The sequence below is a fragment of the Tistlia consotensis USBA 355 genome (assembly GCF_900177295.1).
GTDB lineage: Bacteria > Pseudomonadota > Alphaproteobacteria > Kiloniellales > DSM-21159 > Tistlia > Tistlia consotensis.
Map to the genome: position 1 here is coordinate 333,722 of NZ_FWZX01000002.1, position 14,177 is coordinate 347,898.

Consider the following 14,177-nt stretch of genomic DNA (forward strand, 5'->3'; position numbering starts at 1 on the left):
CGGCCGATGACCCCGGCCGCGCGCGTCGCCGCCGCGATCGAGCTGCTCGGCGAGATCGCCGCGACCGGCCGGCCGGCCGACCGGGTCGCCGCCGACTGGTTCAAGGCGCGCCGCTTCATCGGCGGCGGCGACCGGCGGGCGGTCTCCCTGCGCATCTGGGCGGTGCTGCGCGCCCGCGCCCGGCTCGGCTGGTGGCTGGCCCGCGCCGGCGCGGCCGAGACCCCGCGCGCGCAGGTGCTGGCCTGGCTCTGCCTCGGCGAGGGCCTGGCCCTGCCGGCCCTGGAGCGGCTGTTCGACGGCGCGACCTTCGCGCCGGCCAGGCTCGAGGAGCGCGAGCGCGGGCTGGCCGCGGCCCTGGCCGGACAGCCGCTCGACCACCCAGACCAGCCGCCCGCCGTCGCCGCCGAGCTGCCCGGCTGGCTGCACGCCCGGCTGGCGGCCGCGCTCGGCGAGCACGCGGCCGCGGAGCTGGCGGCGCTGCGCGAGGAGGCGCCGGTCGACCTGCGCGCCAACGCCGTCAAGGCCGGGCGCGAGGAGGTCCGCGCGGCCCTGGCGCGCGAGGGCATCGAGGCCGAGCCGGGGCGCTGGTCGCCCTGGGCCCTGCGCATCGACGGCCGCCGGCCGGTCGCGGCGACCGCCGTCTTCCGCAACGGCGAGGTCGAGGTCCAGGACGAGGGCTCGCAGCTGGTCGCTCTGCTGGCCGACGCGCAGGCCGGCATGCGGGTCTGCGACTTCTGCGCCGGCGCCGGCGGCAAGACCCTGGCGCTGGCCGCGGCGATGGGCAACCGCGGCCAGATCGTCGCCTGCGACGTGCGCGGCGGCCGCATCGACCGCGCCGCCCAGCGCCTGAAGCGCGCCGGCGTCGACACGGTGCGCCGCCAGGTCCTCCAGGACGAGCGCGACCCCTGGGTCAAGAAGCACAAGGCCGGCTTCGAGCGCGTGCTGGTCGACGCCCCCTGCTCGGGCAGCGGCACCTTCCGGCGCAACCCCGAGGCCAAGTGGCGCCTGAGCGAGGCCGGCCTCGCCGAGCTGACCGCCCTGCAGGCGCGCATCCTCGAGTCGGCCTGCCGCCTGGTGAAGCCGGGCGGGCGCCTAATCTACGCGACCTGCTCCCTGCTGCCCGAGGAGAACGAGGCGCAGGTCGAGCGCTTCCTCGCCGCCCGGCCCGACTTCGCCGTGCTGCCGGTCGCCGGGGTCTGGGCCGAGCGGCTCGGCGGGGCGCCGCCCGCCGCGGGCCCCTTCCTGAAGCTGCTGCCGGCGCGCGACGGCACCGACGGCTTCTTCCTGGCCGTGCTGGAGCGGAAGGGGACGGCGGCTGAAGCGCTTCACCCTTCGACAGGCTCGGGATGAAGCGCTTGGGGTGGCTGGCGGCAAGGCTGCTCCTGATCGTCCTCGCTTCGGACTATCCCTCACTCCCACGCTTCATCCTGAGCCTGTCGAAGGATGGGCCAGAGGCACCGCAGTCCGCGATCTTTCTTCGCTCACTACAAATTCCCGAGGGCGCGCTAGATTGAGGGCATGGCCCTGGCCTTCGACATACGCGAGGCCACGCCGATGGATTCCGATGCCATCGGGCGCATCCACGTCGAGGCCTGGCAGGCAACCTACGCGGGCATGATCGAGCCGGGATATCTCGCGCGCCTCGATCCCGGCACCTGGGCGACGCGCTGGCGCGAGGCGATCGGCCGGCAGCGCGCCGGGCGGGTCCGCTACGGCAAGGTGCTGGTGATCTGCGCGCCGGACCAGGGCCCGGTCGGCTTCGGCTCCTGCGGGCGCACCCGCAGCCAGACCCTGCCCTACGACGGCGAGATCGAGACGCTCTACATCCATCCCGACTGGCAGGGCCAGGGGCTGGGCCGCGAGCTGCTGGTCGCGCTCTTCGAGGAGCTCTCGGCGGCCGGCTTCCTCTCGGCCCTGGTCTGGGTCGTCGCCGCCAATCCCAGTCGCTTCTTCTACGAGGCCATGGGCGGCGAGCGCCTGGCCGAGAAGACCGAGCCCTTCGCCGGCTGTCCCGTCGCCCAGGTCGCCTACGGCTGGGACGACCTGGTCGGCTGGCTCTCGGCCTGGCGGTAGAACAGAAGAAGCGACAGAGGAGGGGAAGCAATGACAGCGCAATTCTCCGTGCGCCACGCCGACGAGCCCTTCGAGGAGGGGCTGCGCGGCTTCTTCGCCTACCGCGACCTCGGCATCGCCGCGGCGACCGGCGGCCGGGTCGGCGCCCACGTGATCCGGGCGAAGCCGGGTCACGGCGCCGAGCCGGTCTGGCACCGCCACGAGCTCGGCTTCCAGATGGTCTACGTGCTCAAGGGCTGGGTCGTCTTCGAGTACGAGGGCCAGGGCGAGGTCCGGCTCGAGGCCGGCTCCTGCGTGCACCAGCCGCCCGGCATCCGGCACCGCGAGGTCGCCCACTCCGACGACGTCGAGATGCTGGAGATCACCACCCCGGCCGGGTTCGCGACCGAGGAGACCGGCGCGCCGGGGTGAGCGGCGTGGTTCGTGCCGCACCTCACCCTCCCACGACCTGACGGCCGCGGGCCCCTCCCTCTCCCCAAAGCGGAGAGGGTTCACTTTCCCTCTCCGCCTCTGGGGGAGAGGGAGGGGCCCACGCGAAGCGTGGGAGGGTGAGGTGGGCGGCTCCGGCCTCAGCCGCCCGCATGCCAGCCCCGCCCGATGCCCCTCCCACCGCCCCCTCCCACCGGCGCCGGGAATCGGCTATCAAGCGCCATGACCGAGCACGTGCTGATCCTCGACTTCGGCTCGCAGGTGACCCAGCTGATCGCGCGGCGGCTGCGCGAGGCCGGGGTCTACTGCGAGATCTTCCCCTTCGACGCCGGCGAGGCGCGGATCCGGGCCTTCGACCCGAAGGCGGTGATTCTCTCCGGCGGGCCGGCCTCGCTGACCGTCGAGACCTCGCCCCGGGCGCCGCAGACGGTCTTCGAGCTGGGCGTGCCGATCCTCGGCATCTGCTATGGCCAGCAGGCCATGGCCGCCGGCCTGGGCGGCAAGGTCGAGCCTTCCGACCACCAGGAGTTCGGCCGCGCCTTCCTGAAGATCGAGCAGCCCTGCAGGCTCTACGACGGCCTCTGGCAGCCGGGCGAGCGCCACCAGGTCTGGATGAGCCACGGCGACCGGGTCGAGGCGCTGCCCGCGGGCTTCCGGGTCGTCGCGACCAGCGAGGGCGCGCCCTTCGCGATCTTCGCCGACGAGGCGCGCGACTACTACGGCCTGATGTTCCATCCCGAGGTCGTGCACACGCCGGACGGCGCGAAGCTGCTCGAGAACTTCGTCAAGAAGGTCGCCGGCTGCCGCGGCGACTGGACCATGGCCGCGTTCCGCGAGCAGGCGATCGCGGCGATCCGCCGGCAGGTCGGCCAGGGCCGCGTCATCTGCGGCCTGTCGGGCGGCGTCGACTCCTCGGTCGCCGCGGTGCTGATTCACGAGGCGATCGGCGAGCAGCTGACCTGCATCTTCGTCGACCACGGCCTGCTGCGCCAGGGCGAGCGCGAGGAGGTCGAGCGGCTGTTCCGCGGCCACTACAACATCCCGCTGGTCGCGCGCGACGCCTCGGACCTCTTCCTCGGCAAGCTGGCCGGCGTCGACGATCCCGAGGCCAAGCGCAAGATCATCGGCGCGACCTTCATCGACGTCTTCGAGGAGGAGGCCGCCAAGGTCGGCGGCGCCGACTTCCTGGCCCAGGGCACGCTCTATCCCGACGTCATCGAGTCCGTCTCCTTCGCCGGTGGGCCCTCGGTGACGATCAAGAGCCACCACAACGTCGGCGGCCTGCCCGAGCGCATGCGCATGCAGCTGGTCGAGCCGCTGCGCGAGCTGTTCAAAGACGAGGTGCGGGCGCTCGGCCGCGAGCTCGGCCTGCCCGAGACCCTGGTCGGCCGCCATCCCTTCCCGGGCCCGGGTCTCGCGATCCGCATCCCCGGGCCGGTCACGCCCGAGGCCTGCGCGATCCTGCGCAAGGCCGACGCGATCTACCTCGAGGAGATCCGCAAGGCCGGCCTCTACGACGCCATCTGGCAGGCCTTCGCCGTGCTGCTGCCGGTCAAGACCGTCGGCGTCATGGGCGACGCCCGCACCTACGACCACGTCCTGGCCCTGCGCGCCGTCACCTCGACCGACGGCATGACCGCCGACAGCTACCCCTTCGACCACAGCTTCCTGTCGATGGTCGCGACCCGCATCGTCAACGAGGTGCGCGGGGTCAACCGGGTGGTCTACGACGTGACCTCGAAGCCGCCGGGGACGATCGAGTGGGAGTAGGCTCTTGGCGGCGGTGCTGCCTGGTTCCTGGCGCCGCCGGGAGGTCGACTGACGGAAGCGGACCATGCCGAAGCCGAAGGGCAGATGGGTCTGGGTCAGGGAGCTGACCAAGGAGCAGAAGGCCGAGATCACGGCCGTCTGCGAGCGCTTCATCGCGAACCGGCTGAAGCCCCGCTTCCTGCCCGTGATCTGCCCGACGCAGTTCAACTATGCCGTCGACATCCTCGGTCGCTGGCGCGGCCACCGCTACAGCTTCATCACCCGCTTCCGCTCCGGCTTCCCGGACAATCTCGGCGAGGAGTTCGACTCGGCCTTCACGCGCCTCGACCACCGGCAGAGCCATCTCGCCGAGCCGCGCTTCGACGTCTTCTGGCATCGCCATACCGGACAGTGGTTCCGCCTGCATGGCGACGTCCCTCTGGAGGAAGCCTTGAATCTCATCGAGGACGACGAGCTGCTGCACCCGCTGACATGAGCACGAAGCGCGGCCCGCGGTTCGACCTGGACACCCTCCGGGACTTGGCCGGCGACCGGGTGCTCGCGCGTGGCCAGGCCTATTTCCGCGACGGGCTGGTCGAGATCCTCGACATCGGGCCGGGCCGGGTGCTGGCGCGGGTCACCGGCAGCGAGGAATACCGCACCGAGGTGACCGGCCAGGGCAGGGCGATCGGCGGCGCGTGCTCCTGCCCGGCCTTCGAGCGCGACGGCTTCTGCAAGCACATGGTCGCGGTCGCCCTGGCCGCGAATGCCGCGACCGCCCCGGGGCAGCCCGAGGGCCCCGGCCTGCTCGACCGGATCCGCGAGCACCTGAGGACCCGGAGCGTCGAGGCCCTGGTCGAGACGATCGTCGGGATTGCCGAGCGGGATCCGGCGCTGCTCCGCAAGCTGGAGATCGCCGCCGCGGCGACCGGGGCCGACGACAAGGCGCTCGAAGCACGCCTGAAGCGGGCGATCCGCGACGCGACCCGCACCGGTGGCTTCGTCGACTACTGGCAGGCGGCGGCCTGGGCCGGCGGCGCGGATGCCGCGCTGGACCTGCTGGCCGAGCTGGCCTCCGGTCCCCGCGCGGCGCTGGTCGTCGAGCTCGCGGACTACGCGGTCGAGAGAATCGAGAGCGCGATCGAGGAGATCGACGACTCCGACGGCCACTGCGGCGCCCTGCTCGCGCGCAGCCAGGAGATCCACCTCGAGGCCTGCCGGGCCGCCAGGCCCGACCCGGTCGCCCTCGCCCGCGACCTCTTCCGGCGGGAGACGAAGGGCGAGTACGGCGGCTTCGAAGCGGCTGCGGAGCGCTATGCCGATGTCCTGGGCGAGGCGGGGCTCGGCGAATACCGCCGGCTTGCCGAGGAGGCCTGGGCGACGCTGTCGCCCCGCGGCGGACCGCCGCGCGGCGAGCAGGACGAGGTCGATCGCGACAGCTTGATGGCGATCCTCGACTTCTTCGCCGCCCGCGACGGCGACCTCGAGACGCGCATCGCGCTGCGGGCCGGGAACCTCGTCTCGCCCTGGGCCTATCTCCAGCTCGCCGAGTTCTGCCGGGCGCACGGCCGCGAGGCGGAGGCGCTGAGCACCGCCGAGGAGGGGCTCTGGCTGTTCGAGGACCGAGGACCGGACGAGCGGCTGCTGTCCTGCGCCGTCGACCTGCTGCTGAGCGCCGGCCGCGCGGCGGACGCCGAGGCGCATCTGTGGCGGGCCTTCGAGAAGGCACCGAGCCTGGGCCTCTACGGCCGCCTGCGCGCGCTCGGCGGCGAACAAGCGGCCCCGCGGGCGGTCGCGGTCCTGGAGGGAAGGCTCGACGGCAGGCGCGCCTCGCTGTGGGAATCGCCGGCCGACCTCCTCGTGCACGTGATGATCGAGGAGCGGATGTTCGAGGCTGCCTGGACCGTCGTCCGCGCCCGCGGGGCATCGCGCGAGGTCAAGCAGGCACTGGCGGTAGCGAGCGAGGCGACTCATCCGGGCGAAGCGCTCGCGGTTTATGCCGAGCATGTCGAGGAGCTCGCCCGGGTCGGCGGCAATCCGTCCTACGCGGAGGCCGCCGCCCTGATCGCGCGGATGGCCGGGCTGAGGGGTGCGGCGGAGCAGGCGACATACCTGACGGACGTCAAGGCGCGCCACGGCCGCAAGCGCAACCTGATGAAGCTTCTGGGGTGACGCCGGACAGAGGGAGATCGGCCGTCGTGACGATGCGCGATCTGAAGTGGTCAGGGTCGGAAAAGAAGGTCGCGCGCCGCGCCTTCGACCAAGCCGCCGAAGCGGTCTTTGCCGAGCTGCTGGCAGAGTTCCGGCGCCGGGCGGCCGCGGTCGCCGAGCCGGCGGATCTCTGGGAGCTGGAGCGCCATCTGCGGCAGCAGCGGCGCGCGCTCGAAGAGCTGCTGGATTTCCGCTATTCGCAGCTGCCCTTCGTCTTCGCCCGCCTGATCCACGAAGGGCACCTGGACGAAGCACAGCTCGCCGGCCTCGCCGAGGAGAAGCTGGAACTCGTCCGCTCGTACCTCGCCCTGCTGCGGAGGCGGTGAGGGGCGGGGCCTCGTGGGCCGGGATCATCGCTCGGTTTGAAAGCGCCGCGCCGATCAGCGAGGTTTCGAGGTAGAGCATCAGTAGCGGTCGGCATTCCGCATTGAGCGCTCCGGATCTCTGGCGTCTCCGGTCTCTGCGGGCATGGTCGCCGTCAGGGCCCTGAGCATCTCCGCATCGATCCGCTTGCGCGGCCCGACCACGGCCATGAGCCGCGCGACCGGCCTGCCGCACCGGGTGATCTCGATTGAACCGCCCGATTCGACCCGGTCGACGAGCTCGCTCAGATGCGCCTTGGCGCCCGCCACCTCGATCGTGTCCATGCCACGCTCCTGACCATCTGGATGGCCACATCGTATAGCGGGTGGCCTGGCTTCGGCGAAATCCCCCGCGTCCGCCCGGCGGTTCCGGACAGTTCGGGGTCATCGGCGACGCCCGCAGCTACGGCCATGCGTTCCAATCGATCGTGGCGACGCGGGTTGCGAGCGAGGAGCGGGGGGCAACCGAGTCGTTTAGGACGTCACGAGCAAGCTGGGGACGATCGAGTGGGAGTAGGGGGCTAGGGCCAGCATTGTGCTCGGACTAGAACGGAATGTCGTCGTCCAGATCGGCGGCGAACGCCCCGTCTCGCTCTTTCGGTGGTTTCGCGTCTGCTGGACGAGGCGGCAACAGGGGCTGAGGTGGCTGGACCGGCGGCAACTCGCGCTTTTCCTCGTCGATGGCCTTCGCTTCGCCGATGGTTGTCATAATATTCGCGACCAGCTTTTGCATCGCCGGGCTGTCGGCGAGCTGGGCCACATTGGCGGCGCCGGCCAAGATTGTCACTATCACGCCGGCGAGCATTACCACGTTCACCCGTGGTCTCTCCAACGCTGCCTCAAAGTCTGCGATTCGCTTGTGCAAAACGGCGCGCCGGGGTTCTGGCATTTCGGTCTGATCGATGAGGGTCTTGATTCCGTAGACATGCTGGCGAAGGCGGTCCTTGACCTTCGGTTCTATTACGACAGCGTCACGCTTGCTCCGAATGCTGTTATCGAGAAGCAGCTGGGCGGTGTAGTGGTCCAGGTCGACTTTGAATTCGGCGAAATCTTGGGCCCCGAAGCCTCGCCGTGGCGGCACGGCCATATCTGCGAACGGCCGGATCGCATAACGCTTTGCCACGGCAATGATCGTATTCATGGCCGTGTGCTGAGCCGTCTCGTAGACGTACCAGCTGCTATTCTCGGTCTCGTCGACCGCTTGCAAAGCCTCGGCGAGATACGTGTCTGCGCGGCGCAGCACCATGCCGAACGCGGCTCGTGAATCATCGGGGAGCTCGGCCAAGAACTCCTCGGTCAGAATCTCGGTCACACTCATGCGCGCATAATAGTGCGTTGGCCTGATTGCAGCTAGGCTTCTTCGGAACGGAGGGGGAACAATATTGGCCGTTGGGTAGTCCGTACAATGTCCGCCAACGACACGTTGAGCAGAGGCAAGAATTGGGATGCCGTTCGATGATCGCGACCCGCATCGTCAATGAGGTAGGCAGTCATCCGAGTCGTCTACGATGCGACCAGCAAGCCGACTCGGATAATCGAGTGGAGTCGGGAGAGAGGCGCCGGGAGCTTGCTGACCTATTCTGTCTCCCTAGACCGTCGTCTCCCCGACGCCCCACGGCCGCGCGAAAGGGTGAGAGCTCGACAGGCCTCCGTCGACGGCGAGCGCCTGGCCGTTGACGTAGCTCGCCGCGTCGGAGGCGAGGAAGGCGATGGCCGCGGCGATCTCTTCGGGCTCGCCGCCGCGGCGCAGCGGGTTGAGCTGGCCGATCCGGTCCTCGCGGCCTTTGGCGCGCGCCGCCTCGTAGAGCGCGCGGGTCATGCCGGTCTCGACGAGGCCGGGGCAGACCGCGTTGACGCGGATGCCGCTGCCGGCGAGCTGCTGGGCGGCGGTCTGCACGAGGCTGATGACGCCGGCCTTGGAGGCGGAGTAGGCCGGCCCGCCGGCGCCGGCGCGCAGGCCGGCGACCGAGGCGGTGCAGACGATCGCGCCCGGGCGCCCGATCTCCAGCATGGCCTTTGCGCCGTGCTTGATCGCGAGGAACGGGCCGATCAGGTTGACGCGCAGCAGCGCCGCCCAGTCCTCGGCGCCCAGCTCGAACAGCCCGCGCGTGCCGCCGCTGACGCCGGCGTTGGCGACGACGACGTCGAGGCAGCCGTGGCGCTCGACCGCGGTCGCGACCAGGGCGGCGACGTCGGCCTCGTCCGCGGCATCGCCGCGCAGGGGCAGGACGGCGGGGTGCTGGGCAGCGGTCTCCTCCACGCTTTCGCTGCGGTCGAGCGCCACCACCCGGGCGCCCTCGCGGGCGAACAGCAGGGCCGTCGCCCGGCCGATGCCCGATCCGGCGCCGGTGACGACGACGCTGCGGCCGGCGAAGCGTCCGCTCATGAAGGCCTCCCTAGTCTTTCGCTCCGGCCTGGCGGGCCTCGGCCCAGGCGGCCTCGGCCAGCGGCGCGATCCGCTCGAAGACGCTCGCGGCTTGGCTGCTCGAGGCGTTGCCGTCGACGAAGCGCTTCTTGACGCCCTGCAGGATGCCGACCAGCCGGAACAGGTTGTAGGCGAAGTACCAGTGCAGGTCGGGCAGCGCCTCGCGGCCGCTCGCTGCGCAGTAGCGGGCGACGGCCTCGTCGAGCGTCGGCAGGCCCTCGGCCTCCAGGTCGAGGCCGAGCAGCCCGGAGCGGCCGTCGAGCGGCATGACCCAGTGCATCGCGAGATAGGTGAAGTCGGCCAGCGGGTCGCCGATGGTGGCGAGCTCCCAGTCGAGCACCGCGCGCACCCGCGGGGCCTCGGCGGCATAGATCAGGTTGTCGAGCCGGTAGTCGCCGTGGATCACCGAGCTCCGGGTCTGCTCCGGGATCGTGCCCGGCAGCCAGCCGATCAGCCGCTCGACCTCGGGGATCGCGTCGGTCTGGGCCGCGCGGTACTGCCGGGTCCAGCGGCCGACCTGGCGCTCGACGTAGTTGCCCGGCCGGCCGAAGTCGGCGAGGCCCAGGGCCTCGTGGTCGAGCGCGTGGAGCGCGGCCAGCGTGTCGATCATCGCCTCGTAGAGGGCGCGCCGCCCGGCCACCGGGACCTCGGGCAGGGCGCCGTTCCAGAAGGCGCGGCCCGGCACCAGCTCCATCAGGTAGAAGGCCGCGCCGATCACCCCGGGATCCTCGCAGAGCGCGATCGGGCGCGGCACCGGGAAGCCGGTCGGCTGCAGCGCCGTCAGCAGCCGGAACTCGCGCTCGACGGCATGGGCCGAGGGCAGCAGCACGCCGAACGGCTTGCGGCGCAGCACGCAGCTGCCGCCGCCGGTCTGGAGCCGGTAGGTCGGGTTGGACTGGCCGCCGGGGAACTTCTCCAGCGCCGCGATCCCGGTGAAGCCGGGAAGGTTGTCCTCCAGCCAGCGCGAGAGCCTTGGCAGCTCCAGGTCGCTCACTGCGCCTCCTGGCGGTAGGGCCTGAGCTCGCTGCGGGCGATGACGCGCTGGTGGACCTCGTCCGGCCCGTCGGCGAGGCGCAGGGTGCGGATGTGCGCCCAGGCCGCGGCCAGCGCGAAGTCGCCGCTGACGCCGGCGCCGCCGTGGGCCTGCACGGCGTCGTCGATGATCCGCAGCGCCATCCGCGGCGCCTGCACCTTGATCATCGCGATCTCGTTGCGCGCCGCCTTGTTGCCGGCCCGGTCCATCATGTCCGCGGCCTTGAGGCAGAGCAGGCGGGTCATCTCGATGTCGATGCGCGCCTGGGCGATCCGCTCCTCCCACAGCGAGTGCTCGTAGATCGCCTTGCCGAAGGCGGTGCGGCCGACCAGCCGCCGGCACAGGGCCTCGAGCGCCTCCTCGGCCGCGCCGATGGTGCGCATGCAGTGATGGATGCGCCCCGGGCCCAGGCGCCCTTGCGCGATCTCGAAGCCCCGGCCCTCGCCGAGCAGCAGGTTCCCGGCCGGCACTCGCACCTTGTCGAGGGTGATCTCGCCGTGGCCGTGGGGCGCGTGGTCGTAGCCGTAGACCGACAGCAGGCGCTCCTTCCGGACCCCGGGCGCCTCCAGGTCGACCAGGATCATCGCCTGCTGGCGATGCTTCTCGGCCGAGGGATCGGTCTTGCCCATGACGATCGCGAGCTTGCAGCGCGGATCGCCCGCCCCCGACGACCACCACTTGCGGCCCTCGACCACATAGTGGTCGCCGTCGCGCACGATCGAGGTCTGGATGTTGGTGGCGTCCGAGGAGGCGACCTCGGGCTCGGTCATCAGGAAGGCCGAGCGGATCTCGCCCTCCATCAGCGGCTTCAGCCAGCGGTCCTTCTGGGCGCGGGTGCCGTAGCGGTGCAGCACCTCCATGTTGCCGGTGTCGGGCGCCGAGCAGTTGAAGACCTCCGAGGCCCAGTGGATGCGCCCCATCTCCTCGGCGCAGAGGGCGTACTCCAGGTTGGACAGGCGCTCGCCGGAGAACACGAAGCTGTCGTCGACCTGATCATGATCGCCGGCCGGCGGCATGAAGAGGTTCCACAGCCCCGCCGCCCGCGCCTTGACCTTCAGCGCCTCGATGGTCTGCGAGGGCGCCCAGCGGTCGCCCTGCGCGACCTCGTCCTCGTAGTCCCGGAGGCGCGGCCGCACCTCGCTCGCCGTGAAGGCGCGGACCCGATGCTGGAACCCGCGTTCGCGTTCGCTCAGCGTGAAGTCCACGGTGCGTCTCCGATCCAGGCGTCGAGCGGCGCTGCCGCTCCCTTGGGGGCGTTGCCGGTTCTGCGGGCCGGTTGCATCGGCCTCTCGCCAGCGGTTCCGGATCATTTCGAATTCCGGCTGCGCCGTCACCCCTCTCGCTCGCCCGTGCTCCGGATCGACGAAGCGACGCAGGACGCGATGCCGCCGGCCACGGTGCATGCCTTGGCGCCTCCGCGGGGATGACGGAAGAGCGCGGCGACGACGGGGAAGGAGGCGGAGAGCGTTCTGGCCGGTGACAAGCCGGCGATCTGCATCAACGAGCCGGAGGCGGGCTCGGCCCCGAGACCGCCGCTGCCGTAGGGGCGGGTCAGGATCTCGAGCAGGTGGCCGTCGGGGTCGTCGAAGTAGAGGCCGCGGCCGTCGCCCCAGCGGTTGATCGCGCCCGCCTCGTGGCGGGACGGGTCGGCCCACCAGGTCAGGCCGCGCTCCCGGAGTCGGGCGAAGATGGCGTCGACCTCCGGCTCGCTGACTAGGAAGGCGAAGTGGTGCTGCGCGATCTCGCCGTCGGCAGGCAGGACGTCGAGCGAGGTCTCGCCGACCCGGACGACCGTGAAGTGCCGGAGACGCCGCGGCGGTTCCAGGCCGAGGATCTCGGTCAGGAAGGCCGCGGTCTCGGCGCAGTCGCGGGCATGGACGATGGTGTGGTTGAGCGTGACGCTCATTGCCTTTCCTCCGAAGCCGGCCGTTTCGATCGTCGCGCCCTGCCATGGCCCTTTCGCGGCGGCGGAGGCCGGAGCCAGCGGGGCGGCCGGGCGCAGGGCAGGCTGGACCTGCCGTTGCGGAGTCGGGGAAAGTCATGCACCGTCGGGTGCCGGAAGCGCGAGAGGGAATCGCGAGGGCGGCCGGCGGACCGACGATCTCCAGGGGAGCGCATTCGAATGGCGAGGACAGCGGCGATACTGGTGGCGAGGCTGATCTTCGCGGGCATGTTCGTCATGGCCGCGTCCTTCAAGTTCCTCGGCATGGCAGGGACGGCGGGCTACATCGCCTCCGCCGGCTTTCCGTTTCCGCTGGTCCTGGCCTGGATCGCCGCCTTCTTCGAGGTCGCGCTCGCCCTCGCCTTCCTGACCGGCGTCCTCTTCTCCGAAGCCGCGCTGCTCGCCGCCGCCTATGTCCTGTTCCTGGCTTTCGCCTTCCACGGCCCCTCGCACTGGCAGGCCAACCAGATGGAGTTCGGCGCCTTCGTCGACCACTTCACCTTCATCGCCGGACTGCTGTTCGCCGCCGTCCACGGGCCGGGCGATGCCTTGGTGGCCCGCAGAAGGCGCCCGATCCGCCTGCTGGCCTGACGCGCGGGCGCTGCGTCGCTTTCGGTCGTGACGCGGCCCTGGCATCATCCCGCGGGATCGAACCGACGAGGTGGCCCCATGCCGTTCAGCCTCAGCCCGGAACAGGAGAGACTCAGGGCCCGGGCCCGCGAGCTGGCCGAGGCCGTCGTGCGGCCGCGCGCCGCCGAGGTCGACCGCAGCGAGGCCTATCCCTGGGACAACGTCCGGGCGCTCAACGAGGCCGGCCTGATGGGCTACACCATCCCGCAGGCCTACGGCGGGGCCGGCGGCAGCTTCTTCGACGCCGCGCTGATCGTCGAGGAGCTGGCCCGGGTCTGCGGCGTCACCGGGCGCATCGCGGTCGAGGCCAACATGGGCGCGATCTCGGCGGTCATGCACTACGGCAGCGAGGCGCAGAAGCGGCTGGCGGCCGCGGCCGTGCTGTCCGGCGACAAGCCGGCGATCTGCATCACCGAGCCGGAGGCGGGCTCGGCGGCCAGCGAGATGACGACCGCGGCGGTGCGGCGCGGCGACGCCTTCGTGCTGAACGGCAGGAAGCACTGGATCACCGGCGCCGGCGTCTCGCGCCTGCACCTGATCTTCGCCCGCGCCTTCGAGGCCGACGGCAGCGAGCTCGGCATCGGCGGCTTCCTGTTCCTGCGCGACGACCCCGAGGCCGCCGAGGCCCAGGGCTTCCGGATCGGCCGTCGCGAGCCGGCCATGGGCCTGCGCGGCATCCCGGAGAGCGAGGTGATCCTGGAGGACCTCGAGGTGCCGGCGGCCATGGTGCTGCAGCCGCCGGGCGGCTGGCGGCGCGGCTTCGCCGAGCTGATGAACGCCTACAACAGCCAGCGGGTCGGGGCCGCGACGGTGGCGCTCGGCATCGCCCAGGGCGCCTTCGAGCTGGCCCGCGACTTCGCGAAGGAACGCGAGCAGTTCGGCCGGCCGATCGCCGAGTTCCAGGGCCTGCAGTGGATGCTCGCCGACATGGCGGTGCAGCTCAACGCCGCGCGCCTCGGCATCCACGACGCGGCGCTCAGCGCCGCTCCCTTCCCGGACCCGCTGCTCGCGGCCCAGGCCAAGGTCTTCGCCTCGGAGACGGCGATCAAGGTGACCAACGACGCGCTGCAGCTCTTCGGCGCCCGCGGCTATTCCCGCAACCTGCCGCTCGAGCGCATGGTCCGCGACGCCCGCATGTTCACGATCGGCGGCGGCACCGCCCAGGTGCTGCGCACCCAGATCGCCGGCCGCGTCCTGGGCATGAAGCTGCCGCAGGGCCGGGACGGCTATGCGAAGGCCGCGGCGACGCGCGCCGCGGAGTGAGTCCCGCCGTGCTTCCGGTCCGTCGCCTCGCAGGATCGTTCAAGACGGCCGTCGCCGCGC

Annotated in this window: 15 protein-coding genes; 9 read left to right on the forward strand and 6 right to left on the reverse strand. The window is 71.5% G+C overall.

The window, feature by feature from the left end; genetic code table 11:
- Positions 1-6: 6 nt before the first annotated feature.
- From B9O00_RS05025 to frp, 7 genes are all read left to right on the forward strand, one after another.
- Positions 7-1,350, forward strand: coding sequence for an RsmB/NOP family class I SAM-dependent RNA methyltransferase (locus tag B9O00_RS05025; RefSeq protein WP_085121344.1), 1,344 nt, complete (start codon positions 7-9; stop codon positions 1,348-1,350).
- 204 nt (positions 1,351-1,554) lie between these two features.
- Positions 1,555-2,073 carry a GNAT family N-acetyltransferase gene (locus tag B9O00_RS05030; protein WP_159460113.1) on the forward strand — a complete coding sequence of 173 codons (519 nt, stop codon included), beginning with the start codon at positions 1,555-1,557 and terminating at the stop codon, positions 2,071-2,073.
- A 30-nt stretch (positions 2,074-2,103) separates the two neighbouring features.
- Complete coding sequence (locus B9O00_RS05035; protein ID WP_085121346.1) at positions 2,104-2,484, forward strand: cupin domain-containing protein; 381 nt, start codon at positions 2,104-2,106, stop codon at positions 2,482-2,484.
- Between the two features lie 240 nt (positions 2,485-2,724).
- A complete protein-coding gene (gene guaA, locus B9O00_RS05040; RefSeq protein WP_085121347.1) occupies positions 2,725-4,272 on the forward strand; it encodes a glutamine-hydrolyzing GMP synthase in 1,548 nt (515 codons plus the stop codon).
- A 64-nt stretch (positions 4,273-4,336) separates the two neighbouring features.
- Positions 4,337-4,747 carry a DUF3024 domain-containing protein gene (locus B9O00_RS05045; protein ID WP_085121348.1) on the forward strand — a complete coding sequence of 137 codons (411 nt, stop codon included), beginning with the start codon at positions 4,337-4,339 and terminating at the stop codon, positions 4,745-4,747.
- On the forward strand, positions 4,744-6,423 hold the full coding sequence (locus tag B9O00_RS05050; RefSeq protein ID WP_085121349.1) for an SWIM zinc finger family protein: 1,680 nt from the start codon (positions 4,744-4,746) through the stop codon (positions 6,421-6,423). Before B9O00_RS05045 ends, B9O00_RS05050 begins: the two co-directional genes overlap by 4 nt.
- 32 nt (positions 6,424-6,455) lie before the next feature.
- On the forward strand, positions 6,456-6,788 hold the full coding sequence (gene frp, locus B9O00_RS05055; RefSeq protein ID WP_085121454.1) for a fluorescence recovery protein: 333 nt from the start codon (positions 6,456-6,458) through the stop codon (positions 6,786-6,788).
- A gap of 78 nt (positions 6,789-6,866) precedes the next feature.
- On the opposite strand, the gene B9O00_RS05060 is transcribed toward frp, so the two are convergent.
- The 6 genes from B9O00_RS05060 to B9O00_RS05085 all read right to left on the reverse strand — a co-directional run bounded on the left by B9O00_RS05060 (position 6,867) and on the right by B9O00_RS05085 (position 12,188).
- Positions 6,867-7,109, reverse strand: a complete 243-nt coding sequence (locus B9O00_RS05060) for a type II toxin-antitoxin system Phd/YefM family antitoxin (RefSeq protein WP_085121350.1) — start codon at positions 7,107-7,109, stop codon at positions 6,867-6,869.
- Between the two features lie 259 nt (positions 7,110-7,368).
- Positions 7,369-8,142, reverse strand: a complete 774-nt coding sequence (locus tag B9O00_RS05065; protein ID WP_085121352.1) for a hypothetical protein — start codon at positions 8,140-8,142, stop codon at positions 7,369-7,371.
- A 270-nt stretch (positions 8,143-8,412) separates the two neighbouring features.
- Positions 8,413-9,210, reverse strand: a complete 798-nt coding sequence (locus B9O00_RS05070) for an SDR family NAD(P)-dependent oxidoreductase (RefSeq protein ID WP_085121354.1) — start codon at positions 9,208-9,210, stop codon at positions 8,413-8,415.
- A gap of 10 nt (positions 9,211-9,220) precedes the next feature.
- Complete coding sequence (locus B9O00_RS05075; RefSeq protein ID WP_085121355.1) at positions 9,221-10,243, reverse strand: phosphotransferase family protein; 1,023 nt, start codon at positions 10,241-10,243, stop codon at positions 9,221-9,223.
- A complete protein-coding gene (locus B9O00_RS05080) occupies positions 10,240-11,487 on the reverse strand; it encodes an acyl-CoA dehydrogenase family protein (RefSeq protein ID WP_085121357.1) in 1,248 nt (415 codons plus the stop codon). Before B9O00_RS05080 ends, B9O00_RS05075 begins: the two co-directional genes overlap by 4 nt.
- A gap of 125 nt (positions 11,488-11,612) precedes the next feature.
- Positions 11,613-12,188, reverse strand: coding sequence for a VOC family protein (locus B9O00_RS05085; RefSeq protein ID WP_085121359.1), 576 nt, complete (start codon positions 12,186-12,188; stop codon positions 11,613-11,615).
- A 216-nt stretch (positions 12,189-12,404) separates the two neighbouring features.
- Between B9O00_RS05085 and B9O00_RS05090 the strand changes: the two genes are divergently transcribed.
- Together B9O00_RS05090 and acdA are read left to right on the forward strand one after the other, a co-directional pair.
- Positions 12,405-12,815 carry a DoxX family protein gene (locus B9O00_RS05090; protein ID WP_085121360.1) on the forward strand — a complete coding sequence of 137 codons (411 nt, stop codon included), beginning with the start codon at positions 12,405-12,407 and terminating at the stop codon, positions 12,813-12,815.
- Positions 12,816-12,893: 78 nt separating this feature from the next.
- Complete coding sequence (gene acdA, locus B9O00_RS05095) at positions 12,894-14,117, forward strand: 3-sulfinopropanoyl-CoA desulfinase (protein WP_085121361.1); 1,224 nt, start codon at positions 12,894-12,896, stop codon at positions 14,115-14,117.
- Positions 14,118-14,177: the final 60 nt, after the last annotated feature.